At 62.2% G+C, this 26,829-nt stretch carries 23 protein-coding genes; 16 read left to right on the top strand and 7 right to left on the bottom strand.

The features are described 5' to 3' along the window. Nucleotides 1-96 precede the first annotated feature (96 nt). The 5 genes from B5G09_RS00110 (at nt 97) to B5G09_RS00090 (ending at nt 7,388) form a co-directional block, all read left to right on the top strand. A complete protein-coding gene (locus B5G09_RS00110) occupies nt 97-783 on the top strand; it encodes a thymidylate kinase (protein ID WP_087403534.1) in 687 nt (228 codons plus the stop codon). Next, a complete protein-coding gene (locus B5G09_RS00105) occupies nt 780-1,889 on the top strand; it encodes a BT_3928 family protein (RefSeq protein WP_087403533.1) in 1,110 nt (369 codons plus the stop codon). Before B5G09_RS00110 ends, B5G09_RS00105 begins: the two co-directional genes overlap by 4 nt. Before the next feature lie 183 nt (nt 1,890-2,072). Beyond that, entirely contained in the window at nt 2,073-3,107 is a 1,035-nt protein-coding gene (locus tag B5G09_RS00100; protein WP_087403532.1) for an efflux RND transporter periplasmic adaptor subunit, read from the top strand. 7 nt (nt 3,108-3,114) lie between these two features. Continuing rightward, complete coding sequence (locus tag B5G09_RS00095) at nt 3,115-6,141, top strand: efflux RND transporter permease subunit (protein WP_087403531.1); 3,027 nt, start codon at nt 3,115-3,117, stop codon at nt 6,139-6,141. 14 nt (nt 6,142-6,155) lie between these two features. Beyond that, a complete protein-coding gene (locus tag B5G09_RS00090; protein ID WP_241147509.1) occupies nt 6,156-7,388 on the top strand; it encodes a TolC family protein in 1,233 nt (410 codons plus the stop codon). A 106-nt stretch (nt 7,389-7,494) separates the two neighbouring features. On the opposite strand, the gene B5G09_RS00085 is transcribed toward B5G09_RS00090, so the two are convergent. Beyond that, the gene (locus B5G09_RS00085) at nt 7,495-7,902 is read right to left on the bottom strand and encodes an OsmC family protein (protein ID WP_087403530.1); all 408 of its coding nucleotides are present in this window, start codon (nt 7,900-7,902) and stop codon (nt 7,495-7,497) included. 143 nt (nt 7,903-8,045) lie between these two features. Between B5G09_RS00085 and B5G09_RS00080 the strand changes: the two genes are divergently transcribed. The 3 genes from B5G09_RS00080 to rd all read left to right on the top strand — a co-directional run bounded on the left by B5G09_RS00080 (nt 8,046) and on the right by rd (nt 13,883). Further along, nucleotides 8,046-11,024, top strand: coding sequence for a tetratricopeptide repeat protein (locus B5G09_RS00080; protein ID WP_087403529.1), 2,979 nt, complete (start codon nt 8,046-8,048; stop codon nt 11,022-11,024). Between the two features lie 2 nt (nt 11,025-11,026). After that, nucleotides 11,027-12,865, top strand: a complete 1,839-nt coding sequence (locus tag B5G09_RS00075) for a TonB-dependent receptor (protein ID WP_087403850.1) — start codon at nt 11,027-11,029, stop codon at nt 12,863-12,865. Between the two features lie 280 nt (nt 12,866-13,145). Then, nucleotides 13,146-13,883, top strand: a complete 738-nt coding sequence (rd, locus tag B5G09_RS00070; RefSeq protein WP_087403528.1) for a rubredoxin — start codon at nt 13,146-13,148, stop codon at nt 13,881-13,883. 202 nt (nt 13,884-14,085) lie between these two features. Here the strand turns inward: rd and B5G09_RS00065 are convergent, their stop codons facing one another. Continuing rightward, nucleotides 14,086-14,361 carry a putative quinol monooxygenase gene (locus B5G09_RS00065; protein WP_087311330.1) on the bottom strand — a complete coding sequence of 92 codons (276 nt, stop codon included), beginning with the start codon at nt 14,359-14,361 and terminating at the stop codon, nt 14,086-14,088. Between the two features lie 208 nt (nt 14,362-14,569). On the opposite strand from B5G09_RS00065, the gene B5G09_RS00060 reads away from it, so the two are divergent. Then, nucleotides 14,570-15,637, top strand: a complete 1,068-nt coding sequence (locus B5G09_RS00060) for a choloylglycine hydrolase family protein (RefSeq protein WP_087403527.1) — start codon at nt 14,570-14,572, stop codon at nt 15,635-15,637. 33 nt (nt 15,638-15,670) lie between these two features. On the opposite strand, the gene B5G09_RS00055 is transcribed toward B5G09_RS00060, so the two are convergent. The 3 genes from B5G09_RS00055 to B5G09_RS00045 form a co-directional block, all read right to left on the bottom strand. Beyond that, the gene (locus B5G09_RS00055; RefSeq protein ID WP_087311329.1) at nt 15,671-16,036 is read right to left on the bottom strand and encodes a DMT family protein; all 366 of its coding nucleotides are present in this window, start codon (nt 16,034-16,036) and stop codon (nt 15,671-15,673) included. A gap of 204 nt (nt 16,037-16,240) precedes the next feature. Then, complete coding sequence (locus tag B5G09_RS00050) at nt 16,241-16,900, bottom strand: HAD family phosphatase (protein ID WP_087403526.1); 660 nt, start codon at nt 16,898-16,900, stop codon at nt 16,241-16,243. After that, the gene (locus tag B5G09_RS00045) at nt 16,897-17,541 is read right to left on the bottom strand and encodes a carboxypeptidase-like regulatory domain-containing protein (RefSeq protein WP_143256440.1); all 645 of its coding nucleotides are present in this window, start codon (nt 17,539-17,541) and stop codon (nt 16,897-16,899) included. The genes B5G09_RS00050 and B5G09_RS00045 overlap by 4 nt, the downstream gene beginning before the upstream one ends. 95 nt (nt 17,542-17,636) lie before the next feature. Between B5G09_RS00045 and ybaK the strand changes: the two genes are divergently transcribed. Further along, on the top strand, nt 17,637-18,131 hold the full coding sequence (gene ybaK / locus B5G09_RS00040) for a Cys-tRNA(Pro) deacylase (protein ID WP_087403525.1): 495 nt from the start codon (nt 17,637-17,639) through the stop codon (nt 18,129-18,131). Between the two features lie 268 nt (nt 18,132-18,399). Here ybaK and cdaA read toward each other — a convergent pair whose 3' ends face one another. Both cdaA and B5G09_RS00030 read right to left on the bottom strand, forming a co-directional pair. Then, complete coding sequence (gene cdaA, locus B5G09_RS00035) at nt 18,400-19,203, bottom strand: diadenylate cyclase CdaA (RefSeq protein WP_087403524.1); 804 nt, start codon at nt 19,201-19,203, stop codon at nt 18,400-18,402. Nucleotides 19,204-19,308: 105 nt separating this feature from the next. Continuing rightward, nucleotides 19,309-19,896: an OmpH family outer membrane protein gene (locus B5G09_RS00030; RefSeq protein WP_087403523.1), complete on the bottom strand. Its 588-nt coding sequence runs from the start codon at nt 19,894-19,896 to the stop codon at nt 19,309-19,311. A 244-nt stretch (nt 19,897-20,140) separates the two neighbouring features. On the opposite strand from B5G09_RS00030, the gene ruvA reads away from it, so the two are divergent. The 6 genes from ruvA to dnaK all read left to right on the top strand — a co-directional run bounded on the left by ruvA (nt 20,141) and on the right by dnaK (nt 26,673). Then, entirely contained in the window at nt 20,141-20,728 is a 588-nt protein-coding gene (ruvA, locus tag B5G09_RS00025) for a Holliday junction branch migration protein RuvA (RefSeq protein ID WP_087403522.1), read from the top strand. A gap of 321 nt (nt 20,729-21,049) precedes the next feature. Beyond that, nucleotides 21,050-21,208, top strand: a complete 159-nt coding sequence (locus tag B5G09_RS14140) for a hypothetical protein (RefSeq protein WP_162992919.1) — start codon at nt 21,050-21,052, stop codon at nt 21,206-21,208. Nucleotides 21,209-21,317: 109 nt separating this feature from the next. Next, on the top strand, nt 21,318-21,917 hold the full coding sequence (locus B5G09_RS00020; protein ID WP_087403849.1) for a hypothetical protein: 600 nt from the start codon (nt 21,318-21,320) through the stop codon (nt 21,915-21,917). Nucleotides 21,918-21,949: 32 nt separating this feature from the next. Further along, complete coding sequence (locus tag B5G09_RS00015; protein WP_087403521.1) at nt 21,950-23,539, top strand: hypothetical protein; 1,590 nt, start codon at nt 21,950-21,952, stop codon at nt 23,537-23,539. Between the two features lie 257 nt (nt 23,540-23,796). Beyond that, a complete protein-coding gene (locus B5G09_RS00010; protein ID WP_087311322.1) occupies nt 23,797-24,042 on the top strand; it encodes a DNA-binding protein in 246 nt (81 codons plus the stop codon). 711 nt (nt 24,043-24,753) lie between these two features. Next, nucleotides 24,754-26,673: a molecular chaperone DnaK gene (gene dnaK / locus B5G09_RS00005; protein ID WP_087311321.1), complete on the top strand. Its 1,920-nt coding sequence runs from the start codon at nt 24,754-24,756 to the stop codon at nt 26,671-26,673. The last annotated feature ends 156 nt before the right edge of the window (nt 26,674-26,829 follow it).

Here is a 26,829-nt window from a genome sequence, read left to right as displayed (position 1 = left end):
GAACAGAAAGGTCCCGATGGGGGAGACCCGACGGCAAGGGTTCCGAACCCGGAAAAACTCGGAAGCAACAACAAACGAAATAAACGGTAGAAGCCTATGTTCATCGTACTCGAAGGTCTGGACGGGGCCGGCAAGTCGACCCAGATCGGGATGCTGCGCCAACTCTTTGCGGAGCGTGGCGTGGAGAGCGAATACGTCCATTTCCCGCGTTTCGATGCGCCGGTCTACGGCGATCTGATCGCTCGTTTTCTCAGGGGTGAGTTCGGGGGTGTGGACGAGGTGAACCCCTATCTGGTGGCGCTGCTCTACGCCGGCGACCGGGCCGAGGCCGCCGGGATGATCCGCGGCTGGCTGGCTGCGGGCCGGGCTGTGATTCTCGACCGTTACGTCTGGTCGAACGTCGGTTACCAGTGTGCGAAACTTCCGGCCGGAGAGGAGCGTGACCGTCTGGCGCGGTGGATCCTCGACCTGGAGTTCGGCCACAATGCACTGCCGCGTCCCGACGTGTCGCTCTTCCTCGATGTTCCCTTCGCCTTCACCGAGCGCAAACTCGCCGAGACGCGCGAGGGTGCCGACCGCGACTACCTCCACGGCGGGCGCGACATCCACGAGGATGCCCTCGATCTGCAGCGCCGCGTGCGCGAGGTCTACCTCTCGATGGCGGCGCGCGATGCGAAACTGCGCGTCGTGGAGTGCGGCGATTCGAGCGGGGCGATGGAGAGCCCGGAACGTATCTTTGAAAAAATCCGCGGGGTGCTGGCCCCGATAATCGACGCACGATGAGAGGGACGCGAACATTCAAGATTGTGGCGAACATCTGCCGGCTCATTCTGGCCTGCACGTTTATCCTGTCGGGTTTCACGAAGGTGATCGACCCGTGGGGCACGGCACTCAAGGTGAGCGAATACCTCTCGATCTACGGCATGGAGTGGCTCGATCCGGCGGCCATGACCTTCTCGATCTGGTTGTGCGGCGCCGAACTGATGATGGGCTGCATGCTGTTGTTCAAGGTGCGCATCCGGCTGATTTCGATCTTTGCGGTGCTGTCGATGACCTTCTTTACGGTGCTGACGCTGCTGAGCGCCACGGTGCTTCCGGTCGAGGATTGCGGCTGCTTCGGCGATGCACTGCGGCTGACGCCATGGGAGACCTTTGCCAAGAATGTCGTGCTGCTGCCCATGGCGCTGGTGGTGTGGTGGCGTTACCGCCCGGACAAGGTCTTTGCCTTCAAACCCACGGAGATCGTGCTGACCTGCACGTTCTTCTGCCTGTCGATGTATCTGGGCTACTACTGTTACATTCATCTGCCGCTGATCGACTTCCTGCCCTACAAGGTGGGGGTGAACATCCACGAGGCGATGCAGGCTCCGGACGAGGCTCCGGGCGAATCGGAGACGGTGCTCGTCTACCGCAACCGGGCGACGGGCGAGGAGCGGGAGTTCTCGCTGGAGGATCCCGAGTGGCAGGACGATACGAAGTGGGAGTGGGTCGATACGCGCACGACGAGCGATGCACCGTCCGTCCGTCCGCTGGTGAGTGAGTTTGCGCTGCGCGATGCCGCAGGTCGCGACGCCACGCTGGAGGTGATCACCCGCCCGGGGAGGGTCTACATGCTCTGCGTGACGGATTTCGAGCGGCAGTCGAAGCGTTGTGCCCGCCGGATGGCCGAACTGGTCGAGCGGGCCCGCAGCGAAGGTGCGTGGGTGGTCTGCCTGACCCCCGATCTGCTCCACGGGGCGATGACGCACGATTTCGGTACGGGCGGGGTGCCCTGCTACAACATCGACGCCTCGACGATGAAGACCATGCTGCGGGCCGAATGCGGACTGGTGACGCTCGACGACGGCACCATCACGGCTAAGCAGAACTGTCGCGATATTCGTCCGTAGAGGCGCGCGAGGGGGCCCGGCGGGGCTTGTGGTATGAAAGTTGACCTTCCGACGGGAGGTCGACTTTTCTTTTTGAGGGGCCTTCCGTTTGCGGGGGATCTCCGCACGGTGGAGCCGCGGTCGGAATCCCGGCATCGGAGCCCGGACGGGGGAGAGGTCGATCCATGAAATCGAACTCATCCCATGCGCCACATTCTCTGTTATCTGCTTTTGCCGCTGCTGGCCGGCGGGTGTTCACGCCGCGGAGCGTCGGTAGCGACGGCTCCGCGGCCGGTGAAGATCACCACGGCGGCTGCGGCCCACACCCTGGAAAAGGATTTTGCCGGTCTTGCCACGCCGGACGATGCCGTCACGCTGGCCTTCAAACTCTCGGGCCAGGTGCTGCGCGTGGCCGTATCGAAGGGCGAACGGGTCGAACGGGGGGCGTTGCTGGCCGAACTCGATCCGCGGGATGTCGAACTGCAGGTCACGGCGACGCGTTCGGCCTACGAGGAGGCGCGTTCGGTGCGTGAGCGCATGCAGCGGCTGCTGTCGCACGAAGCCGTTTCGCGGCAGGAGGCCGAGGCGGCCGACACACGCTACGCCCAGGCGCGGTCGACCTACGAGAATACGCTCGACCTGCTGGACGAAACCCGTCTGAAGGCCCCCTTCGCCGGGGTGATCGAGCGTACGTACGTCGACAATTTCGAGCGGGTGCAGGCCGGACAGTCGATCGTGCGGCTGGTCAATCCCGTGACGACGACCGTGCAGTTCACCCTGCCCGAGAGTGCGCTGGATGCGCTGCGCGACACGACGACGCGCTTCGTGGTGCGTTTCGACAACTACCGCGGGGTGACGATCCCCGCCCGGCTGAAGGATTACGCCCAGACCTCGTCCGACGCCTCGGGATTTCCGGTGTCGCTGCGGCTGGAGAATCCCGATCCGTCGCGGTGGCGCATCTCGCCCGGCATGTCGTGCACGATTACGATGCAGAGTGCCGATCCGGTGGCGGATGCCGTGTCGCTGCCGCTGACGGCGGTCTGCGCCCCGGCCGAGGGCGGGACCTACGTCTGGATCGTGGGTGCGGACGACCGGGTGACGCGGCGGGCAGTGACTCTGGGCGAGCTTTTCGGTCGCGACCGTGTGGTGATCGACCGCGGCGTGCAGCCCGGCGAGCGGGTCGTCACGGCGGGGGTCTACCGCCTGACGGAGGGCGAAGAGGTACGGATTCTCAACTGATCGGGCCATGAATCTCACTACCTATTCGCTGCGCAACGGCCGCGTTGTCGGTTTCTTTCTCGCCCTGCTTCTGGTCGGGGGCGTGGCGGGCTTTCTGCGCCTGGGAAAGAAGGAGGATTCGACCTTTGTCATCAAGAGTGCCCTGCTGATGTGCTCCTATGCGGGGGCGACGCCGCAGGAGGTCGAGGAGCTCGTCACCGAACCCATCGAACGCGAGGTGCAGTCGATGCGCCGCATCCACAAGATCACCTCCGAATCACACTACGGACGTTCGCGGATCCTGGTCGAACTCGACCCGGGCACCCCGTCGCGCGAGATCCCGCAGCTGTGGGACGAACTGCGCCGCAAGGCGCTCGACATCCAGCCGCAGCTGCCTTCGGGGGCCTCGGCCATTGCGGTGGCCGACGACTTCGGCGACGTCTACGGCATCTACTACGGCCTCTCGGCCGACGAGGGCTTCACGCTGACCGAGCTGCGCGACTGGGCCCAGCGGCTGAAACGCGAGCTGGTGACGCTCGACGGGGTGCAGAAGGTGACCCTCTTCGGCGAGCAGAGCCCCGTGGTGAACGTCTACGTGAGCCTCTCGGCGCTGGCCAACTTTGCGATCCGCCCCGAGACGATTGTCGCGACGATCGGCCAGCAGAACGCCCTGGTCGACAGCGGCGAGAAGCAGGCCGGCGAGCTGCAGATCCGCATCCTGGAGGACGGCACCTACCATTCGCTCGACGATCTGGAGAATCAGCTGCTGATCTCCTCCTCGGGCCGGCAGTACCGTCTGGGCGACCTGGCCCGCATCGAACGCGGCTATGCCGATCCGCCGCAGACGCTGATGCGCGTCGACGGACGCCGGGCGGTGGGAATCGGCATCTCGACCGAATCGGGGAGCGACGTGGTGCGTGTCGGTGAGCGGATCGACGCCCGATTGGCCGAACTGCGCGGCGAAATGCCCCTCGGCATGGAGCTCACGGTGCTCTACCCCGAGAACCGCATCGCCCGCGAGGCGACGCGCACCTTCCTGTGGAATTTGGTCGAGTCGGTGGCCATCGTCGTGGCGGTCATCATGCTGGTGATGGGGCTGCGCCCGGGGGTGCTCATCGGCACGTCGCTGCTCTTTTCGATTGGCGGCACGCTGCTGCTGATGCAGTTTGCGGGCGAGGGGCTGAACCGCACCTCGCTGGCGGGCTTCATCATCGCCATGGGCATGCTGGTCGACAACGCCATCGTCGTCACGGATAACGCGCGTCAGGCGATGCGGCGCGGCGCGGCGTGCCGCGAGGCCTTCATCACCGGGGCCACGGCCCCGCGCTGGAGCCTGCTGGGGGCTACGCTGATTGCCATCTTCTCGTTTCTTCCGCTCTATCTGGCCCCGTCGTCTGTGGCCGAGATCGTGCGGCCGCTCTTCGTTGTGGTGGCCTTCTCGCTGCTGCTGAGCTGGGTGCTGGCCCTGACCCAGACGCCGCTCTTCGGCGTGCGGCTGCTGCAGGTCGCCCCGGCCCGGCGCGATCCCTACGATACGCGCTTCTACCGGGCCTTCGATCGCCTGCTCGATGCGTTGCTGCGCCACCGCTGGGTGACCGTTGCCGCGGTGGCCGCACTCTTTGTCGTGTCGCTGGCCGTCATGGGCCGCATGCCGCAGAATTTCTTCCCGGCGCTCGACAAACCCTACTTCCGGGCCGACGTGCTGCTGCCCGAGGGGTACAACATCCACGATACGGAGCAACAGCTCGAACGGATGGAGGCGTGGCTGCACGAACAGCCCGAGGTGAAGTGCGTCTCGTGGACGGCCGGTGCTACGCCGCCGCGCTACTACCTGGCCAGCGGCACCTCGTCGCAGCGGCCCAATTTCGGCAACCTGCTCGTCGAGCTCCACGACAGCCGTCAGACGGCCGCCGTCGAGGAGCGTTTCGACGGCTGGGTCACCGCTACGTTCCCCGACGTGTGGCTGCGCTCGTCGTTGTTCAAGCTCTCACCCGTGCCGGATGCGGCGATCGAGTTCGGCTTCATCGGCGGGAACATCGACACACTGCGGCGCCTGACGGCGCGGGCCGAGGCTGTCATGCACCGTACGCCCGGCGCTACGAACATCCGCAACAGCTGGGGCAACCGCATCCCGACCTGGCAGCCGCTCTACTCGCAGATGAAGGGGCAGCGCATCGGCATCACGCGCAGCCAGCTGGCCCGCGGCATCACCATCGCCACGCAGGGCTATCCGCTCGGACAGTACCGCGAGGGGGATCTCACGCTGCCCATCCTGCTCAAGGACGAGAATATCGCCGCCTATAACCTGACCAACCTCCAGTCGTTGCCGATCTTCAACCCTTCGGGGCGGGTCTTCTCGATCGAGCAGGCGACCGACGGCGTGCGCTTCGACTTCCGCCCGGGGGTGATCCGCCGTTTTGACCGCCAGCGGGTGATGAAGGCGCAGTGCGACCCGGTGCGCGGGGTCAACACCATGCAGCTCTTCGCGGCACTGAAGGACTCCCTCCGCCGTGCCGTCGACCTTCCCGTGGGCTATACGATGCGCGTCTTCGGCGAGCAGGAGAGCCAGCAGGAGTCCAACGCCGCACTGGGCCGCTACCTGCCGCTGACGCTGGTGCTGATCTTCATCACGCTGCTGCTGCTCTTCCGCAACTACCGCGAGCCGATGGTCATTCTGCTGATGATCCCGCTGATCTTCATCGGCGTGGTTTTCGGACTGGCTGTGACGGGCCGGATCTTCAACTTCTTCTCGCTGCTGGGGTTGCTGGGGCTCGTCGGGATGAACATCAAGAACGCCGTGGTGCTGGTCGAGCAGATCAACACGCTGCGGGCTGCGGGCCGTACGCCGCGCGAGGCGCTCGTCGAGGCGACGCGCAGCCGCATCGTCCCCGTGGTGATGGCTTCGGGGACCACCATCCTCGGCATGCTGCCGCTGCTTTTCGATGCGATGTTCGGCGCGATGGCCGCCACGATCATGGGCGGACTGCTCGTGGCCACGCTGCTGACGATCTGCGTCCTGCCCGTAGTCTATGCCCTCTTTTACCGGATCCGATGACCATGAAAACCTGCTTGTTCCCACTCATTCTGCTGCTCACCGGGCCTGTTGCCGCCTTCGGGCAGACGTCGCTCGAAGAGTACCGCACGGAGGTCGCCTCCTACAGCCGGACGCTGAAAATCGCCCGGGCCGGGAGCCGGGCCGCCGAGGCCGAGGCCGCCGCCGCGCGTACGGGCTACCTGCCGCAGTTGTCGCTGGCCGGGAACTTCTCGTGGGCGTTCCGCTGCCGCGAGGGCGCCGAACAGTGGACCTTCGGTGTGCTGCCGCAGCTGGTGCAGACGCTCTACGGCGGCGGAGCCGTGCGTGCGGCGGCCCGGCAGACGGCCCTGGGGAGCGACATTGCCCTCTGCGAGGAGGCGTTTTCGCGCCTTGAGGTGCGCTACGCGGCCGAATACGCCTACTGGAGCCTCTCGGCCGTGGAACTCTACGCCGCGGCGATGCGTGAATACGTCTCGCTGATCCGTTCGCTGAAGGAGGTCGTCGACCGCCGCTTTGCCGAGGGCTATATCGCAAAGGGCGACGTGCTGATGATCGACGCGCGGCTGAGCGAGGCGGAGTATTCGCTGGTCAGCGTCGAGCAGAACCGCGAGGTGGCCCTGCACAACTTCAACATCCTGCGCGGCACCGATCCGGCCGAGTCCGTGTCGTTGCGCGAGAGCATCCGCGACACGCTGCCGCTGCCGCGCCGCATTCCGGCCGGGGAGGCCGTGGCGCGACGTCCCGACCATACGGCCGCGTTGCTGCGCACGGAGCAGGCCGACGAAGGGGTGCGGGCGGCCCGGGCCCCGTACAATCCGCAGGTGAGCGTCGGGGTGGGGGGCTCGTGGCAGCCGGCGACGCCCAACCGCGACGGCCGCACGCAGATCGACGGTTCGGCCTTCGTGCAGCTGTCCGTTCCGATCTTCCATTGGGGCGAGCGGCGTCGCACGGTGGCCGCGGCCCGGGCCGCCCGTGAACAGCAGGCTTGGGCGACCGAACAGCGTTACGACGAAATCGTCCGCGAGGAGATGAACGGCTGGACGGCGCTGGTGCAGAGCCGGGCGCAGGTCGATGCCTCGGAGGCGAGCCTGCGCATCGCGGGCGAGAACCTGCAGATCAGCACTTACTCCTACGGCGAGGGGCTGGCGACGATCCTCGACGTGATGCAGGCGCAGCTGAGCTGGATCCAGCTCTATACCAACGCCATCCGGGCCCACTTCAACTACGCCACAGCCCTGTCGGATTACCGCCGCATCACGGCGCAGTGACCTCCCTTCCCGATACCTGACGGGCGAAGATTCCCGACGCTTTTCCTCAATCGGAAGAGTCGTGGAAGTCTTCGCCCGCTGCCTTTTCTGGATTGGCGCGAGGGGCTCAGGCCTTGACCGGCGCGGTGTTCACGACGGCGATCTCACGCGAGACGGGGGCGATGCGCGCGAGCATCTGCACCAGCCCGCAATACTTGTCGTGGGTGAGTTCGAGGGCGTGGCTGGCCTTTGCACAGTCCTCTTCGCTTGCGCACGCGACGTTGTAGACGACATGAAAGCAGGTGAAGGTGCTCTCGGCGCGGAGCGTTTCGGTCGAGAGGTCGCCCGAGACGCTGATTTCGAAATTGCAGGGCTTCATGCGTTCGCGTTGCATGATGGCGGCGGCGGTCTGCCCGGCACACTGCGCCGCGGCATAGAGCAGCAGCTCCTTGGGGTTCATCGAGGCCGTATCGGCCCCTCCGCGCGGTTCGAAACGCCCGGCGCGGTTCATCTGAACGTTCACTTTCTCAGTCATGGTATTCGGTTTTTGGTTTGAACAATACGCCGCGGGCAAATTCCGTTCCTTTAAGGGTGTGGCGTCGGATAAATTTTCTTATCTTTGTCCGATTCTCCATCCGCCCCGGCCGCCCGGAGCGCGGAGATGAACTTGAATTGACTATGCGAAGATTCCGAATATTGCTGCCGTTGATGGCGCTGGCACTCTGTGCGCCCGGTGTACGGGCCGCGGAGAGCGATCCCGAAACCCTGATGCGGCGGGCCCGCGATCTGTTCGGCTACGGCCGTTGGAGCGATGCCCGCCACGAACTGCTGCGGGCCCGCGAGGCGATGGCCCCGGACGACCGTTCCCTGCAGCAGGAGATTGATTACTACCTGGCGGCGTGTGCCGTCGAACTGGGCAGCGCCGATGCCGAGGCGTCCCTGCGCCGTTTCGAGGAGCGTTATCCGCAGTCGGTCTATGCCAACGACGTGCGCTTCTCGCTCGGATCGTTCTACTGCGCGGCGGGGAACATGGCTCGGGCGCGCGAAGCCTTTGAACGTACGAATTACAAGGCCCTGAGTCCGCAGCGCCGCGAACAGTACGACATCCGCATGGGCTACGTCGAGTTCACGGACGGCCGTTACAAGGAGGCCGGCGGGCACTTTTCGCGCATCGGCGACCGCAGCGAGTATGCCGACCATGCGCACTACTACCTGGCCTACATCGATTATGCCGAGGGCCGCTATGCCCGGGCCAAACAGGGCTTCCTCCGGCTGCGGAAGAGCGACGCCTACGGGGCGCTGGTTCCCTACTACCTGCTTCAGATCGAGTTCCGCGAGGGCAACTACCGCTACGTGGTCGAACATGGCGATGCGCTGGCCCGGCAGGCCGTGCCGGAACGCCGTGCCGAGCTGGAGCGTGTGATTGCCGAGTCGTGGTTCCGGCTCGAGGATTTCAACCGCACGCTCGAACATCTGGCCGCCTACCGCACTTCGGGCGGCGAGATGGACCGCGACGCCTGCTACCTGGAGGGCTTCTCGCTCTACCGCACGGCGCGTTATGCCGAGGCTGCGGAGTGGCTGCGCAAGGCGTGCGGCGCGGAGGATGCCCTGACGCAGAACGCCTCCTACCACCTGGCCGACTGCTACCTGCGGGCCGGCGACAAGGAGCGTGCGATGCAGGCCTTTGCCATGGCCACGGACGAGTCGCTCGATGCCGCGATCGCCGAGGATGCGCTGTTCAACTACGCCAAACTGCAGTACGAACTGGGCGGCGGGGCCTTCAACGGGGCGATCAACCTGCTGACGCGCTATATCGAACGTTACCCCTCGACGCCGCGGACCGCCGAGGCGCGGACGCTGCTGATTGCCGCCTACTACAATTCGCGCGACTACGAAGCCGCCTACCGGGCCATCAAGGCGATGCCGTCGGGCGATGCGGAGATCCGTGCCGCGCAGCAGAAGATCGCCTACTACCGCGGACTGGAGGCCTACCGCACGGGTGATATCCGCACGGCTCGGACGTGCCTGGCCGAGGCGCAGTCGATCAACGTCAGTCCCAAGTATACGGCGCTGAGCACCTTCTGGCAGGGTGAGATTGCCTTCCGGGAGGGTGACTACGCCGTGGCTGCGGCCAAGTACAACGCCTATCTGAAACGGGCGCCGCGTACGGAACGCGAGTATGCCCTGGCGTGGTACAACCTCGGTTACTGCGCCTTCGACCGCAGCGACTGGGCACAGGCCGGCGATTCGTTCCGCCGTTTCCTCGCGGCCCATGCGCCGAAAGACCGCTACCGGGCCGATGCACTGAACCGGCTGGGCGACGTGGCCTACTCGGATCGCCGTTTCGAAGAGGCGGTCGGGGAGTACGACCGGGCCATTGCGCTGGCCACCCCCGAGGCGGAGTACGCCCGCTACAAACGGGCCGTGACGCTCGGCATTCTGGGCCGCACGGAGCAGAAACAGCAGGCCCTGCGGCAGATCGAGGCGGCGGGCGGCGAATATGCCGACGAGGCCTCCTACGAACTGGGCCGCAGCTACATCGCCCAGCAGAAGTATGCCGAGGGTGCCGCCCAGCTGGAGCGTTTCGTGGCCCGCTACCCCTCGTCGCCGCGGGTGACGGCCGCCTGGTCGGACCTGGGTCTGGCCTATCTGAATCTGGGCAACCGGCAGAAGTCGCTGGACTGCTACGACCGCGTGGTGACTGCGGCTCCGCAATCCTCCGAGGCGCGGGGTGCGATGCAGAGCATCCGCGAGATCTACGTCTCGGAGGGTGATGCCGATGCCTACTTCGACTATGCGGCCCGGGCGGGCATTGAGAGCGACCTGACGGCCCTGTCGCGTGACTCGCTCTCGTTTGCCGCGGCGCAGAAACTCTACCTCGACGGCGACCGCGCGGCGGCCACGCGCGCCCTGAACAGTTATATCGAGACCTATCCGAAGGGCTCCTACCGCACCGATGCCCTCTACTACCTGAGCGACTGCTATCTGGTGGCCGACAACCGCGAGCGGGCCATCGAGACCCTCACGGCGCTGGCCGATCAGGGCAAGACCCCCTATACGGTTCCGGTGCTGGAGAAGCTTTCGGAGCTGACCTGCGCCGAGAAGCGTTGGGACGAGGCCGCCGCGGCCTACCGGCGGCTCTACGATGCGGCGCCGTCGCGCACGGTGCGTGAGGATGCCGCGACGGGCTACGTGCGGGCGAGAGTGGCCGGCGGTGACGCCGCGAAGATTGCCGCGGCGGCCCGCGAGGTGATTGCGCTTCCGGATGCCGGTCAGACGGCCACGCGAGAGGCGAAGTATGCGCTGGCCACGCAGCTGCGCGAAGGGGGCGATGCGGCAGAGGCCGCGAAGCTCTACCGCGACCTGGCTGCGGAGGTCCGCACGAAGGAGGGTTCCGAGGCGGCCTACCGCCTGATCGAGGCGACCTTTGCGTCGGGCGATCTGGACCGTACCGAGAAGGAGGTCTTCGCCCTCTCGGACCGCAACCCGCAGCCTTACTGGCTGGCCCGAGCCTACCTGCTGCTGGGCGAGGTATACGTGCGCCGGGGCGATACGTTCCAGGCGCGGGCCACGTGGCAGAGCGTGGCCGACGGATATTCGCCCGCCGATGACGGCATTGTCGAGGAGGCCCGGGCGCGAATCGCTAAACTCAACTGATGATGAAACGATTGTGGATGATAGCCGCCTGTGCGGCGATGGTGGTGCCGCAGTGGGTTGCGGCCCAGGTGGAGAAGCAGGTCGAGGTGACGAAGGCCTACGTTCCGCGGGTGGAGAGCGCCGCGAAGCTGGCGATAGAACCCGACATGAACGATACGACGCGGATGCGTCCCGAGATCGGTTATACGGTGACGCCGCTGTCGCTGCGCACGACGCTCACGACGCGTCCGATCCGTCCGGCGACGGTCACCTACTGGGAGTTCAACCGTCCGCAGCCCTTCTACTTGAAGGTCGGGGCGGGCTATCCGTTGAACTCCGTGCTGGATTTCTACGCCACGACGCAGAATCCCTCGACGGGCTACGCCATGGCCTATGTGAACCATGCGGGATATTATGCGAAGATCGCCAATCCGTTCGGCGGGAAGCACAACTCCACGCGGATGTACAACCGGGCGGGCATTACGGCCGGCAAATACATCGGACGCCATACGCTCGAGGGCGAACTCTCCTACGACAACCGCATGTATCACCGTTACGGGGTCTTACCCTCCGTTCCGGAGCTCGCATTCGGTGCCGGGGCGATGACCGACTATGGCGATGCACGGCTGCAGCTGCGTTTCGGCGACGATTTCCAGGACCTGAGCCGGCTGAATTTCGAGGTGGGGCTCCACGGCGGGCTCTTCTTCGACCACTCCGATCTGCCCGTTCCGGACATGTCGGGACGTGAAAGCTCGATCGGGGCCGACGGCCGGATTGCCTGGGCCTGGGGCCGCAGCCGCTTCGGCGTGTCGATAGCCTACGATTACCTGGGCGGCCACAAGTATCTGGAGGGCAGCAACCAGCAGCTGATCCGTGCCGGAGTGCGCTACGGCTTCGACGGCGGGGTGGTTCGGCTCGACGCGGGGGCCGACTACTACCGTGACCGTGTCGGCACGACAGCCCTTGCGGACTACGAGCGCGGCAACTACCTCATTCCCTACCTGCGGCTGAATTTCAACCTCGGCACGCCCGGACTGCAGCCCTTCGTCGAGGCCGACGGCGGGGTGCATCCGAACGACCTGCGCTCGCTCACGGAGCAGAACCCCTACGTGCGTTCGTCGCAGTGGCCGTCGGACGCCTTCCTCACCACGTCGGACCAGCCGCAGGGCAAGAGCCTCTTCCCGATCTACGACGAAAGTTCGCTGTGGCTTGCAAAGAGTTCCGTAGACTACAACTTCCGCCTCGGTCTGGGGGGCAGCCTCTGGCATTCGATCGTTGCCTATCGCCTCTATGCGGGCTTTTCGATCCACGACAACCACCTCTTCTGGACGGGATGGCAGGTGGCAAGACCCGACACGGGGTGTGACGTGCTGTTCCTGCCGGTCCAGGCGCGCCAGACCGTGACGTCGCTCAACGGCGAGATCGAAATCCGTCCGTTGAGTTCGCTGAAGATCGACCTCGGGGCTCACGGCCGTCTCTACAACGACGAAACCGATCTGAAGAACGGCGATCCGGCCTTTGCGGGGAATGCCGGCATCGTCTATGAGGGGCGCAGGATCGCCTTCGGTGTCGAGGCCCTGTTCGAGAGTGCGCGCAGTTGGTCGGTCTATCGGTATACGCTGCAGTCTGCCGGCGTGGACGGCTCGACGTGGGAGACGAGCGGCACGTTGGAGAAGGAGACGCTGGATCCCTTCCGGACACCGTTCGGAGTTGATCTGCGAGCCCATTTCGACTGGCATGTTTCGGGTCGCGTGACCTTGTTTGCCGAGGGCCGCAACCTGCTCAACCGGAAACTCTACAACGAGGCCTGGTTCCCCGAACCGGGCGCGCGGTTTACCGTCGGCATCAAGGCCAACTTCTGATCCGGCGAACCGGCCTGGTCCGCACGCGGCGCGGCGGAATCGGGTCGGTCCCGGGCCGGAATCGGGCTGGCTGGTCTTGGGTTTTGATAGGGTCGGTCCCGGGCCGGTCGCAAATCGGACCCGGGTCAGTCTCGGGTCGGTCCCGGGGGGGGGTGTAAGGGCCGAAACATGATTTTTTCGGTCGTCATGATACCAACGTGCGGGATTTTTGCTATCTTCAGGACGTGTTGCGGAGAGTTCTGCGACACGTCTTGTTCATTCAATCAAAAAACGAACTGCCATGAAACATGCAATGCCTGCGCTTCCGTATGCACCGGAGGCCCTTGCTCCGAAGATGAGCCGCGAAACACTCGACTATCACTACGGCAAACACCTGCAGACCTACGTCGACAATCTCAACGCCCTGATTCCCGGCACTCCCTACGAGGAGATGCCTCTCGAGGAGATCATCCGCAAGGCCGACGGGGCGATCTTCAACAACGCCGCCCAGACCTGGAACCATACCTTCTTCTTCCGCCAGCTGACCCCCGAACAGGGTCCCGTACCCGCGAAACTGGCTGCCAAACTCACGGCCGAATTCGGTTCGGTCGAGGCCTTCCGCGAGCAGTTCACCCGGGCGGCTCTGGGGCTGTTCGGCTCGGGCTGGGTGTGGCTGGCGGCCGACCGTGCGGGACACCTCTCGATCGTGGCGATGTCGAATGCCGGCAATCCGCTGCGTGACGGGCTGCGCCCGGTGATGACGGTCGACGTCTGGGAGCACGCCTACTACATCGACTGGCGCAACCGACGGGCCGACTTTCTGAAGGCCTTCTGGGAACTGATCGACTGGAAGCAGGTGGCCGACCGGGCCGTACCTCGCCGTTATCGCTGCACGGCGTGCGACTACGTCTACGATCCCACGAAGGGTGATCCCGAGACGGGCATCGCCCCCGGTACGCCGTTCGAGGAGATTCCCGACGACTGGACCTGCCCCGTGTGCGGACTCTACAAGGAGGCATTCCGTCCCGTCGAGGAGTAACGGACGTCTGCCGGTTCCGCTCCGGAACCGGGAGTTCCGGAGCGAATCTGAGCGTGCCGGGAACCGCCTTTTCCCGCGGACTCCGGGCGGGCCGGAAACCCTCCGGGGCGTCCCGGGAGATCCGGAAAACCCGAAGCCACGAAAAAGCCCGTCCGGGCATTGGCTCGGACGGGCATCTCGGCGGCGCAGAGTCTGCCGGCGATCAGAAGACGAACTTTTCGAGCTTCAGTTCACCGAGTTGCTCCATGCGCGGAACGAGGGTCGTGAAGTGTGACGAACGTTCGTGGGCCGACAGCGCCTTGGCGTCGCTCCACGTCTCGCAGATCATCAACACATCGCGGCGCGTCGCGCTTTCGAAGAGGTCGTATGCGACGCATCCTTCATCCTTGAGCGAAGCGGTGACCAGTTCGCGGGCCGTGCGGACCAGTTCGTCACGGTTGCTCTCCGTCGTGCGGATAAAAACATTCAAACGGATCATATCGTATCGTTTTATGGAGATCGGAGCCGGGCTCCGTATCTCCGGGTTATGCTTGACGAGGCGAATTTAGTAAAAATTTCGGGAAACGATTCGGCCGTGAGGTTCTTTTCGCGGTTCGGTTTTTGCAGCCGGGCTTCGGGATCCGGCCCGGGGCGTATCCGACCCGTGGAAGGTTCACCCGATCAAGCACATCAAAATCGGAAAAGAGATGAAAGCAAAACATCTGTTATTGGCCCTTGCGGCCATTGGCGGCGCCTTCGAGGCGTTGGCCTGTACGGGAATCTCGCTCACGGCGGCCGACGGCAGCTACATCCAGTCGCGGACGATTGAGTGGGGCAACAGCGCCCTGGAGAGCATGTATGTCGTCATTCCGCGCGGCGAACGGCTGCAGTCGCTCACGCCCGACGGCCAGACGGGGCTCTCCTTCAAGGCACGCTACGGGGTTGTGGGGCTGGCCGTTGTCGAGAAGCAGTTCATCGCCGAGGGGATCAACGAGGCGGGACTTTCGGCCGGGCTCTTCTTCTTCCCGCAGTACGGCAGTTACGAGACCTATCAACCGGCACAGAGCGCCCGCACGCTGGTTGATCTGGAGGTGGCGCAGTGGATTCTGACGCAGTTTTCGACCATCGACGAGGTGAAGGCCGCGATCGGCGGGGTGCGCATCGTGGGGCTCGAGGCCAATGCCGTCGTGCACTGGCGCATCGGCGAGCCGTCGGGCCGCCAGGTGGTGCTGGAGATCGTCGGCGGCGTGCCGCACTTCTACGAGAATGAGGTGGGGGTGCTGACCAACGCCCCGGGCTTCGAGTGGCAGGTGACCAATCTGAACAACTACGTCAATCTGCGTCCGGGCGATGTCGAACCCTGCAAGATCGGTGAGAAGACGCTTCGGGCCTTCGGGGCCACGGCCGGATTTCTGGGGCTTCCGGGTGACGATACGCCGCCGTCGCGTTTCGTACGTGCGGCCTTTCTCCGTGCCACGGCCCCCGTGCGCGCCACGGCCTTCGCCACGGTGCAGGAGTGTTTCCACCTGCTGAACAACTTTGACGTGCCGATCGGTCTGGAGCACCCGGCCGGCAAGTGTCCCGACATTCCGAGCGCCACGCAGTGGACCTCGGCCATCGACCTGACCCACCGTGTGGTCTACTACAAGACGGCCTACAACAATACGATCCGCTGCATCGACCTCTCGCAGATCGACTTTGCGCGGGTGAGCTACCAGGTCCACCCGTTGGACCGCACACAGACGCAGCCCGTCGAACGGATCACGATTCGGTAGGGGGGGGGTCGGCCGTCCGGCCCCTCCCGACGACTATTTGCGGAAGATGAAGTAAACGGCCAGAATGATGCAGAGGAACCCGGCCAGATGGTTCCAGCGCAGCGTGTCGGACTTCATGAAGACCAGCGCGAAGATGGTGAAGACCGAGAGCGAGACGACCTCCTGAATGACCTTCAGTTCCCAGATCGAGAAGGGTCCTCCGAATTCGGCCGAGCCGATGCGGTTGGCCGGCACCTGGAAACAGTATTCGAAGAGGGCGACGCCCCAGCTCATGAGGATGACCAGCATGAGACTGAAGCGTTCGAGACGTGATTTGAAGGCGATCTGCCCGTACCAGGCCAGCGTCATGAAGGCGTTGGAGATGACGAGCAACGCGACGGTGGCAAGTCCACGGAACATAAGCATTTGTTTTTAAAAGCGGCGCAAAATTAGCGAATTTTTCGCAAATGTGACTCTTTTGCAGGCGAAAACGCACATTCCTGTCGGGAAATGTGCGTTTTTCGCTCTTCGGCAGGGAGGTGTCGGTGAGGCTTTGAGCCCGGAGAAGGGCCCGGTCAGCGGGCCGCCATAAGCACCGGATCCACAGAACGACCCGGGGACGGATCAGGCCAGCAGCGCGTCGAGGTCGGTCAGATCGGCGAAGGTGTCGATCACCAGATCGGCGCTGGTTTCACGCTCGAGCACCTCGCGCGGCAGGGTGGTGGCCAGCGCCACGATGCGCCCGGCGCCGGCCCGGCGGGCCGACTCGATGCCGGCCTTGGCATCCTCGAAGACCACACAGTCGGCCGGATCGCACCCGACGGCCGCCGCAGCCTTGAGATAGATTTCCGGATCGGGTTTGCAATGCGTCACCGCGTCGCCCGAGATGCGGGCCTCGAACCATTGTCCGATCCGGCACTTTTCGAGCACGAAGTCGACGTTGGCGCGGCAGCCCGACGACCCGACGGCGCAGCGGATGCCGGCCCCGTTGAGTCGTTCGAGCAGTTGACGCAACCCCTCGACGGGGTGGATCTCCGGGGCGTAGATCTCACGGTAGATGGCCTCCTTCTCGTCTCCGAGGGCCTTGACGCCCTTCTGGCGGATCAGCTCCTCGGGCAGGATCAGACGCATGATGTCGTCGTTTCCCATGCCGTAGGCCTGGCTGAGGCGCTGCTGCCAGCCCTCGACGCCGTAGCGGGCGCAAAAGACCTCGAAGGCGCGGACATGAGCCAGTGTGTTGTCCACCAGCGTGCCGTCCATATCGAATAAAGCGGCTTTTTTCATGATTGCAGTTCGTTTTCGGAGGGCAAAGATACGAAAAGACGGGCGGGAAAACACGCCGACCGGGAATTTTTTGTCTCCGTGCGGCGCTCTCCTGTCGCGAATCCGATGCTGCGGCCGCTGGCCGAAAGCGGGCTGGCGAAGCGGGCGTTGAAGAGCACGATGTAGTTGTCGACGCCCGAGACGCGGCTGGCGCGGATCACCTCGCGTTTGAACTCCGGCGAACGGCTGCGGTAGAGGTCGGCCGTCGATTCGGAGATCATGGCCGGGAGATAGGCCTGACCGGTCAGGGCCGAGGTGTCCATGTAGTTGAAGATGAATCCGAAGTTGCGCTGCATGCGTCGGTTGCGGAACCCGGGCCGGATATTCGTCAGATCGAGCTCCATTTTCGTGTGGGTCCGGCAGTGATACGTATCGTGGCGGTCGGGGTCGTTGCGCGCGCGGTTTCGGGTGACCGGGTCGCGCGTCTCGAGCGAATAGAAGCCCTGTTCATCGGTCGTAATCCCGACGGTCGTACCGGGGAATACCACACTCACAAAAGCCAACGGCTCGCCGTTGGAGTCTGTCACACGTCCGCGTACCCGGATCATTTGGGCATGGGCGCCGGCAGTTCCGAGCAGGGCGGACAGCAACCCGAAAATCATTCTCCGTACATATGCGGGCAAATGTAAGAAAAAAGTTCAGAATCGCAGAAAATAAACTACCTTTGCGGCAAAACGGTTGAAAATGATGACAGCTTATGGCACACGGCAAAATTGAAAAGACGAATGCGGCACGGCTGCTCGACCGCGCGAAGATAGCCTACGAGTTGGTTCCCTACGAGGTTGACGAGACGGATCTGGCCGCCACGCACGTGGCTGCACAGTTGGGCGAGGATATTTCGACGGTCTTCAAGACGCTGGTTTTGAAGGGTGACCGTACGGGTTATTTTGTCTGTGTGGTTCCGGGCGACCACGAGGTGGACCTGAAGGCCGCCGCGCGGGTTTCGGGCAATAAGAAGGTGGATCTGATTCCGATGAAGGAGCTGCTTCCGGTGACGGGTTATATCCGGGGCGGATGTTCGCCGATCGGGATGAAGAAGGCCTTCCCGACCTACATCCATACGTCGGCCGAGACGCTTCCGTTTATTTATGTCAGTGCGGGGGTCCGGGGGCTTCAACTGCGTGTGGCGCCGAAGGAGTTGGCGGCGTACGTGCATGCGACATTCGCCGAGATCAGCCGGCTTCCGGAGTGATTGTCGGAGGTTTGTGACCGGGGGTGAGAAGAGGCCTGGCCGCCTCTGAAACCGGTCTCTTAGACCGGGAGCGGTGATTTGTTACTGAGTCGTAGAGGGGTATGGCCGCCCCTGAAACCGGTCTCTTAGACCGGGAGCGGTGATTTGTTACTGAGTCGTAGAGGGGTATGGTCGCCCCTGAAACCGGTCTCTTAGACCGGGAGCGGTGATTTGTTACTGAGCCGTAGAGGGGTATGGCCGCCCCTAAAACCGGTCTCTTAGACCGGGGTTATTCGGCAACTTCGTTGTTTTTGGAACGCTTGCGGGAGTTGATGTTCAGATAGCGCTGCAGGGTCTGCTGCAGACGGGTCGGATCGAGATGCTGACGGATCTCACCGCCCTGGGCGATGGCTATCTCGCCGCTCTCCTCGGAGACGACAATGATGATGGCATCCGAGATTTCGCTCATGCCGATAGCGGCACGGTGGCGTGTTCCGAACTCCTTCGGAACGTCGCTCTGCGTGACGGGGAGAATGCACTTGGCCGCCACGATGCGGTCGCCTTCGATCAGCACGGCGCCGTCGTGCAGCGGGGCGTTCTTGAAGAAGATGTTTTTCAGCAGCGGAGTGGAAACTTTGGCATCGAGGGCGATTCCGCCTTCGGCGATGAGCCGCAGGTCGCTCTGCTGTCCGATGACGATCAGGGCTCCGGTTTTGGTCTGTGCCATTTCGCGGCACGCCGTGACGATAGGCGCGATGTTCGTCTGTACGGGGTCTTCGCCCGAGGAGAAGATGCGTGTGATGAAGTTAAAGTGTTTCTGCCGCATGCCGATCATCTGCAGGAAGCGTCGCAATTCGGGCTGGAAGACGATGATCAGGGCGATGGCGCCCACGGAGATCAGTTGTCCGAGGATCGTGGAGAGAAGCTCCATGTTGAGGGTGCGGACGACGACCCAGAGCAGATAGACGGCGATGATGCCCGAGAGGATATAGGGGGCATTGGTGCCTTTGGTCATGCGGTAGATCCAGTACATGATCAGGGCCACCAGAACGATGTCTATCAGATCAATGAAGGTGAACGGAACGAATCCCATTGCAATCGGACTTTAATCAGGTTTCGGAGTTGACAGCGCAAATGTAGGAAAAAAAAACGACTTCCACTCGTTGTGGAAGCCGGTTTTTTGTTCCGCACGGACGGGCTATTTTTTTGCGTCCTTCTGATCGGCGGCGTAGAGCTCGTTGACCTTGGCCAGAATGGCGGGGGTGATGTCGAGCGTCGAGTCGGCGTCGATCAGTGCCGAAGCGTTGATAATGAGTTTGTACTTGCCGTCGGCGTTGATCTCCTTCACGGCGCGGTGGAGCAGGTCCTGGGCGCGGTTCGTGAATACGAAGTTCTCCTCGTCGAGCGACTGGGCCTCTTTCTGGGCGTTGGCCTGATAGGAAGCGACCTTTTTCTGGATGCTCTCCTGCTGGGCCTGTGCGTCGCGGGTGGTGATCAGCCCCTTGTCGAACTTCTCCTGCAGCTGAGCGGCTTCGGCCTGGAGGCTCTGCTCGCGCTGGGCCCAGCTTTTCTGGGCCTTCTGGGTCTTCTCCTGCAGGGCGACACCCTCCTTCTGATAGAGGTCGCACTGGGCCAGGACGGCTTCAACCTGTATGTAGGCGATGTCGCTGGAGACGACCTCCTGAGCAACCGTTGCGCTTGCAGACTCAGCCTTTTCCGCGGTTTTCGTACCGCAGGCCGCGAGGACAAGAGCCGCAGCCAATGCCGGGAATAGCGTTTTTTTCATCTTGTTACGTAGTGTTTGGTTAAATATTCTTCATTTGAAACACAAAGGTAAAAAAAAATCTTTACTTTTGCCTACCGGAAGACAATTTTATCGCACCCCGGGCGGGCGTTGTTGCCGGATGCGGCTCTGCGCAGGGATGAGGACTCGTCGAAGCGGCGGCAGGGACCGTCTTGCGGACGCGCCCCGACTTTGGCCCGGATGTCCGTAAGTCGCGGATTGCGTGCGGAATTTATAGCAGACGATCATGTACGAATATATCCAGGGAACGGTAGCCGAGGTTGCTCCGGCCTATGCCGTGATCGACGTGGGCGGAGTGGGCTACTACCTGCACATTTCGCTCGAAACCTACACGGCCATCGAGCATGCCGCACAGGCGAAGCTTTTTGTTCATTATGTCGTGCGCGAGGATGCGCAGTTGCTCTACGGTTTCTCGACGAAGGTCGAGCGTGAGTTGTTCCGGCTGCTGATCAGCGTTTCGGGTGTGGGGGGCAATACGGCGCGGATGATCCTGTCGACCTACTCGCCGCGCGAACTGCAGGGGATCATCTCGTCGGGGAACGCCGTCCTGCTGAAGAATGTCAAGGGACTGGGGCTCAAGACGGCGCAGAAGATCATCGTCGAGTTGAGCGGCAAGCTCATGACACTGGGTTTCGACGACAACGGCCCACAGCCGGCGACTCCCGACGGAGGGGTTGTCGACGAGGCGCTGGAGGCATTGGTCATGCTGGGCTTTGCGCGCGGGGTGGCCGAGAAGGTCGTGCGGGCCGTGGTGCGCGAATCGCCCTCGGCACCGGTCGAGGAGGTGGTGCGCATGGCCCTCAAACGGCTCTGAGACGGCCGGCTGAAGGCCCGAGGCGGCCGGGACGATTCCCATGCGGCTCTGAGACGGCCGGCGGACGATCCACATGCGGTTCCAGGGCGGCTGCATGAGGTCGATCTTCCTGCGGTTCCAGGGCGGCTGTGGAGTGTTCCGACTCCGGGAACGGGATTTCTGAATACTCCCGGTTTGAACGGCCTGCCGCAAATCCTGTAAAACGTTGTATTTGTGTCCCAAAAGGCCTGAAAGTTGCACGAAAGGCCCAAGGTTGGGGATTCTGTTTTTTTCTGGCAGGAGATTTGCCTTATCTTTGTCGAACTGTAAATGCAATGACCCATGGGTGAATTTCCGATCGGATTCCTGCTTTTGATGCTCGGCCTTGCGGTCGGAGCCTTCGTGGTGCTGCTGATTGCCTACGTGTGGCGGCAACGCCGGCTTCACCGGCTGATGGACCCACGCCGGGATTATGCCTACCATTCCGAGGAACGAGGATAGCTGCGGCTCTCCTCTTTTTTTTGTCCGTTCGGACGCTACGGGGCGAATTTTTACGTTTCATATTCATGGATATCGGATTGTTTTTGTACATTTGCACAATTATATGCCGATGAAACGACCTTTTGCCATCCTGTTTTGTGCTGCGGCGCTGCTTCTGGGCGGGTGCTCGCAGGAGGAGGATACGCTCTCCGGACAGCGGGAGAAACTCGTCTCCTACCTGGAGCGGACCCACTCCCCGTCGCTGATCCCCGATACTTCGGTCGAGGAGGGGAGCCAGCTGCCCTTTTATACGGTCGCGGGGAATTCGGTCTATCGGTACATCCAGAATGTCTACGACCCCGACCGGGCGAACCGGCCCGAAGTGGGCGAGAACTCCACGGTGGCGATCACCTTCCGGGCCTATGTGTTCGAGTTTTCGAACATTACCGACTCGACCTTCCCCTTCTGGTCGAACGATCCGCTGCTGGAGAGCGCCTATCAGGAGCTGGGGCTGAGTGTCGGCGAGGGCGGATGGACCTTCGAGCCGCTGCACGTGTCGATGAACGGCAACATACTAAACGGACTGCGTCTTGCGTTATTGGGATGTCGCGAGGGCGACGACGTCGAGGCCTACATGACCTACAACATGGCCTACGGCGACAGTTCGTTCAGCACCATTCCGAGCGAAAGCCCGATTGCGTGGTTCTTTACGGTGGATGCCGTAGAATGATAAAATGTGGATTTAGAATCGGAAAACGAAATATGAAGTTGATTACCCGTTTGCTGTATCTTCCGCTGGCCGGTGTATTGCTGCTGGCCTCGTGTGCCAAGGAGGAGAGCGAATCCTACGACAAGTTCGAAGACCAGGCCCTGGAGGCGTGGATGACCCAGAACCGACCGGAGTTGGTGGGCAACCTGCAGAGCGACGGAGGCTATTACGTCGAGGTGCTGGAGGCTGGGGAGGATCTCTCCACGGTCAAGCCGATCCGCGATACGGCATGCTGGGTGCGGTTCGACTTTTCGGGGCGCGATCTGAGCGGCAATATCGTACTGACGCGCCGCGCGGCCGAGGCCAAGCTGGTCAATACGTTCACCAAATATACCCACTACGTTCCCTATTACCGTTATTGCGGAACGGTCAATACGAGCCTGATGGAGGGGACGTATCTGGCCATGCGCAACGTGCTGCACCTGAGTGCGGAATATGCGGCAGACCACGGTTTGAGCGAGGATTTCGAGTTGCGCAAGGGTTCGAAGGTGCGGCTCTACCTGCCGTCGCGCATCGTCAGCTCGAGCGGCGTGGAGGGGCAGGGCGGTTACGAAGGCCAGTATTCGCTCAGTTCGCAGCGGCCGTTCATCATCGAGATGGAGATCCGCGAGATCGTGAAGAATCCGCTGGAGAGCGAAGGTTCGGAGGTGGATTCGTTCTGCGCGGCCAACGGTAGCCAGTGGCTCTATACGACGGAGGGCGACGAAGAGGGATCGTCGAAAATCCCGACGGGATACGATGACGAGAACCACCCTTACAAACTGCGGGAGAAGGGCTACCGGTGGGTGAGTGCCTGCGACTCGGTGGCCCAGGTCTATGTCGACGTGTGCTACGATCCGACGAAGGCCTCCGACTACCTGAATTTCAACTTCCCGGTTCGCAGCGAGAAGAACGAGCTGCTGTGGGACAACAAGGCGTATGATGTGGGCTTCGAGCCGTATAACGGGTCGGATCTCGAGGCTCGGATCTCCGAGGCACTCAAGAAGCGTTTCCATGCCGACGAGGATTACAAGCATCCGGGACTCGAAAGCCGGGATGCGGATTCGGTTGGGATGGACGGCGAGGCCAGGATCTGGTATATCGCGCGGATGCTCGACGGATTCATCTACGATACGAACATCGACGAGGTGAAGGAGATTATCTACGGGGAGGCCGACTCGGAGGGTTCGGCTCTGACCTATACGCCCGACGAAGATCAGAGCAGTCAGATCTCGGCCTACTATTACGTGGTTCCGAATCTGTGCTACGGACAGTGGGCGGAGTTCGTCACGGTTTCGACCCGGGGTTACGGCGCTACGGGACGTACGGGCAGTACGACGACGAGCGGCGGATCGACGGGCTATTCGTCGAGCTACCTCGATTACCTGAACTATTACAACTACTACAACAGCTACTACGGCAACAGCTACTACGGCAGCTACTACAATAACTATTATTATAATTATCTGAACAGCTACTATTATAACTACGGTTACGGCTACGGCGACACCACGACGGAGACGACGACAACCATTTCGACGGAGATTCCGCCCTATACGCCGCTGGTTTATCAGATCTACATCGAGCCGGCCGAAGGGGAATAGACATTGCCGCGAGTGCCGTCATTACGAGGATCAAACGATCGGGAGAAGATTCTTCCGGTCGTTTTTTTGTGTTGCGAAGTCGGTCGGCCGGAGATTTGCATCCATGCCGGAACGGGCTTTCGGATAGGGTGGAGTTTGTTGCGTTTTGATGACAAAGGGGTTACATTTTTTTGCGGTTTTTGATCTGGAAATTTTGTAAATCCATAAAATTATATTAATTTAGTGTTCGAGAACCATCAACCATAAAATCTACGGATATGATAATCACATTTAACGAGTTGCGCCGTATCAAGGATCGGCTGCCCAGCGGCAGTTCGCAGCGCATTGCAGATGAGTTAGGAATCGATGTCGAGACGGTCCGCAACTACTTCGGAGGGAGTCACGAAGCGAAGGAGTGCGTCGGGGTTCACTTCGAACCGGGACCGGACGGCGGGGTTGTCACGTTGGACGACACGACGATTCTTGATGTTGCGATGCGTATCCTTAGCGAGCAACAGCAATAATAGTATAAAGGATCTGTCCGGAGAGAGCCGGAACGAAGCCTGCGGAGACGCAGGCTTTTTTTTGCCCCTTAAGAAGGGGCTTCTGGAGGCAACTGAACGTTGTCCGGTTTCTGGGGGCGCAACTGCCTCGGCCCCTTAAGACGGGGCTTTTAGGGGCAACCGGACGTCGTCAGGTTTCGGAGGGCCGCGACTGCTTCTATCTTTTCCGCTGTCTTGTTCGGGAGCGGATATGGCCTCGGGCAACCCCGTAAAGGTCCGGCCGCTCCTAGAACCCCGAAGTCTAGTATTGGGAGCGGACGTGACGTTGGGAAAAAACGTAAAGGTCCGGCCGCCCCTAGAACCCCGAAGTCTAGTATTGGGAGCGGACGTGACGTTGGGAAAAAACGTAAAGGTCCGGCCGCCCCTAGAGCCCCGAAAAAAGTATTGGGAGCGGACGAGACATTAGGAAACCCCACAAAGCCCCGGCCGCCCCCTAAAACCCCTTTCTTAAAGGGGTGACAAAATGCCGGGTGGAAGGGGGTGTTGGCGGGGATTTCTGCCAAAATGCTGACAAATTGGCAGAGGTGCCCGATTGGTACGGCGTTTGTGAGAATTCCGGGCGTAACCGACGGCCACGGACCGAAGGGGACCCGGAGACGGGAACCCGGAAGAGAAAGGACCGGAGGGGACGATGAAGACGAAAATTATAAACAATTAAAAACAGATACGATTATGGCAAAGATTATTGGTATTGACTTGGGAACCACGAACTCCTGCGTAGCAGTGATGGAGGGCAATGAGCCCGTAGTGATTCCGAACTCGGAGGGACACCGTACGACCCCGTCGGTTGTAGCCTTCACGTCGGAAGGCGAGCGTAAGGTAGGTGACCCTGCAAAGCGTCAGGCCATCACGAACCCGAAGCGGACGGTCTTCTCGATCAAGCGTTTCATGGGCGAGACCTATGACAAGGTAACGGCTGATATTGCGCGTGCCCCGTATACGATCGTTCGTGGCGACAACAACACGCCGCGTGTCGACATTGACGGACGTCAGTACACGCCTCAGGAGATTTCGGCCATTATTCTTCAGAAGATGAAGAAGACGGCCGAGGACTACCTGGGTCAGGAGGTGACGGAGGCCGTGATCACGGTACCTGCCTACTTCTCCGACTCGCAGCGTCAGGCCACGAAGGAGGCCGGTGAGATTGCCGGTCTGAAGGTTCGCCGAATCATCAACGAGCCTACGGCCGCCGCGCTGGCCTACGGTCTGGACAAGAAGTCGAACGACATGAAGATCGCCGTCTATGACTTGGGTGGCGGTACGTTCGATATCTCGATTCTGGAGCTTGGTGACGGTGTCTTCGAGGTTAAGTCGACGAACGGTGATACGCACCTGGGAGGTGATGACTTCGACCACGTGCTGATCGACTACATGGCCGAGTCGTTCAAGGCTGAACACGGAATCGACCTGCGTGAGGACCCGATGGCGCTTCAGCGTCTGAAGGAGGCCGCCGAGAAGGCAAAGATCGAGCTTTCGTCGTCGACCACGACGGAGATCAACCTTCCGTACATCATGCCTGTGAACGGCATTCCGCAGCACCTGGTCATGACGCTGACGCGTGCCAAGTTCGAGCAGCTGTGCGACCATCTGATCCGCAAGACGATCGAGCCGTGCAAGCTGGCCCTGCGCGACGCAGGTCTGACCGCCTCGCAGATCGACGAGGTGATCCTCGTAGGTGGTTCGACGCGTATTCCTGCGATCCAGAAGATCGTCGAGGACTTCTTCGGCAAGACGCCCAACAAGTCGGTCAACCCGGACGAGGTCGTAGCCATCGGTGCAGCCATCCAGGGTGGTGTGCTGACGGGCGAAGTGAAGGACGTGCTGCTGCTTGACGTGACGCCGCTGTCGCTGGGTATCGAGACCTTGGGCGGTGTGATGACCAAGCTGATCGATGCCAACACGACGATCCCGACGCGCAAGTCGGAGGTCTTCTCGACGGCAGCCGACAACCAGCCTTCGGTAGAGATCAACGTATGCCAGGGTGAGCGTCCGCTGGCCCGCGACAACAAGTCGATCGGTCGGTTCCACCTCGACGGGATTCCGGCAGCACCGCGTGGTGTGCCGCAGATCGAGGTAACGTTCGATATCGATGCCAACGGTATTCTGAACGTATCGGCCAAGGACAAGGGTACGGGCAAGGAGCAGAAGATCCGTATCGAGGCATCGTCGGGTCTGACCGAGCAGGAGATCCAGCGGATGCGTGACGAGGCCAAGGCCAACGAGGAGAAGGACAAGGCCGAGAAGGAGCGTATCGACAAGATCAACGCCGCCGACTCGAACATCTTCACCACGGAGAAGCAGCTGAAGGAGTACGGTGACAAACTGCCCGCCGATAAGAAGGCCGCCATCGAAGGCGCTTTGGCCAAACTGAAGGAGGCCCACAAGAACGCCGACGTTGCCGCCATTGACACGGCGATGAACGAGCTGAATGCCGCATGGCAGGCCGCTTCGCAGGACATCTACTCGGCCCAGCAGGCTCAGAGCCAGCAGCAGAGTTCGCAGTCCAATGCCGGACAGCAGTCGAACGCCGGCAGCCAGCAGGGTGGCAACAACGGCCAGCCTGAGGATGTCGAGTTCGAAGAGGTGAAATAATGCCGTCCGACTCCACCGAGGAGCCGGCCTGAAAACGAAGGAGACATTCCCGCAAGGGGATGCCTCCTTTTTTTGTGCCTGCCCGACACCTGCCCGACACCTGCCCGGCTTCCCGCCCGACACCTGTCCGGCTTCCCGCCGGCCCTCCTCCGGCCC

Origin of the sequence: Alistipes sp. An54 (assembly GCF_002159375.1) — a bacterium.
GTDB lineage: Bacteria > Bacteroidota > Bacteroidia > Bacteroidales > Rikenellaceae > Alistipes > Alistipes megaguti.
Note: the sequence above shows the minus strand (reverse complement) of the source record. Positions and strands in the feature narration are given on the sequence as shown.

What these genes read in the sequence shown, in the direction of transcription:
- B5G09_RS00030 (WP_087403523.1), bottom strand. Translation starts at nt 19,896, where the DNA reads ATGAAAAAAACGCTATTCCCGGCATTGGCTGCGGCTCTTGTCCTCGCG.
- B5G09_RS00105 (WP_087403533.1), top strand. Translation starts at nt 780, where the DNA reads ATGAGAGGGACGCGAACATTCAAGATTGTGGCGAACATCTGCCGGCTC.
- B5G09_RS00065 (WP_087311330.1), bottom strand. Translation starts at nt 14,361, where the DNA reads ATGATCCGTTTGAATGTTTTTATCCGCACGACGGAGAGCAACCGTGAC.
- B5G09_RS00095 (WP_087403531.1), top strand. Translation starts at nt 3,115, where the DNA reads ATGAATCTCACTACCTATTCGCTGCGCAACGGCCGCGTTGTCGGTTTC.
- ybaK (WP_087403525.1), top strand. Translation starts at nt 17,637, where the DNA reads ATGGCACACGGCAAAATTGAAAAGACGAATGCGGCACGGCTGCTCGAC.
- B5G09_RS00110 (WP_087403534.1), top strand. Translation starts at nt 97, where the DNA reads ATGTTCATCGTACTCGAAGGTCTGGACGGGGCCGGCAAGTCGACCCAG.
- ruvA (WP_087403522.1), top strand. Translation starts at nt 20,141, where the DNA reads ATGTACGAATATATCCAGGGAACGGTAGCCGAGGTTGCTCCGGCCTAT.
- B5G09_RS00080 (WP_087403529.1), top strand. Translation starts at nt 8,046, where the DNA reads ATGCGAAGATTCCGAATATTGCTGCCGTTGATGGCGCTGGCACTCTGT.
- B5G09_RS00050 (WP_087403526.1), bottom strand. Translation starts at nt 16,900, where the DNA reads ATGAAAAAAGCCGCTTTATTCGATATGGACGGCACGCTGGTGGACAAC.
- B5G09_RS00100 (WP_087403532.1), top strand. Translation starts at nt 2,073, where the DNA reads ATGCGCCACATTCTCTGTTATCTGCTTTTGCCGCTGCTGGCCGGCGGG.
- B5G09_RS14140 (WP_162992919.1), top strand. Translation starts at nt 21,050, where the DNA reads ATGGGTGAATTTCCGATCGGATTCCTGCTTTTGATGCTCGGCCTTGCG.
- B5G09_RS00060 (WP_087403527.1), top strand. Translation starts at nt 14,570, where the DNA reads ATGAAAGCAAAACATCTGTTATTGGCCCTTGCGGCCATTGGCGGCGCC.
- B5G09_RS00055 (WP_087311329.1), bottom strand. Translation starts at nt 16,036, where the DNA reads ATGTTCCGTGGACTTGCCACCGTCGCGTTGCTCGTCATCTCCAACGCC.
- cdaA (WP_087403524.1), bottom strand. Translation starts at nt 19,203, where the DNA reads ATGGGATTCGTTCCGTTCACCTTCATTGATCTGATAGACATCGTTCTG.
- B5G09_RS00085 (WP_087403530.1), bottom strand. Translation starts at nt 7,902, where the DNA reads ATGACTGAGAAAGTGAACGTTCAGATGAACCGCGCCGGGCGTTTCGAA.
- rd (WP_087403528.1), top strand. Translation starts at nt 13,146, where the DNA reads ATGAAACATGCAATGCCTGCGCTTCCGTATGCACCGGAGGCCCTTGCT.
- B5G09_RS00010 (WP_087311322.1), top strand. Translation starts at nt 23,797, where the DNA reads ATGATAATCACATTTAACGAGTTGCGCCGTATCAAGGATCGGCTGCCC.
- B5G09_RS00015 (WP_087403521.1), top strand. Translation starts at nt 21,950, where the DNA reads ATGAAGTTGATTACCCGTTTGCTGTATCTTCCGCTGGCCGGTGTATTG.
- B5G09_RS00075 (WP_087403850.1), top strand. Translation starts at nt 11,027, where the DNA reads ATGAAACGATTGTGGATGATAGCCGCCTGTGCGGCGATGGTGGTGCCG.
- dnaK (WP_087311321.1), top strand. Translation starts at nt 24,754, where the DNA reads ATGGCAAAGATTATTGGTATTGACTTGGGAACCACGAACTCCTGCGTA.
- B5G09_RS00045 (WP_143256440.1), bottom strand. Translation starts at nt 17,541, where the DNA reads ATGATTTTCGGGTTGCTGTCCGCCCTGCTCGGAACTGCCGGCGCCCAT.
- B5G09_RS00020 (WP_087403849.1), top strand. Translation starts at nt 21,318, where the DNA reads ATGAAACGACCTTTTGCCATCCTGTTTTGTGCTGCGGCGCTGCTTCTG.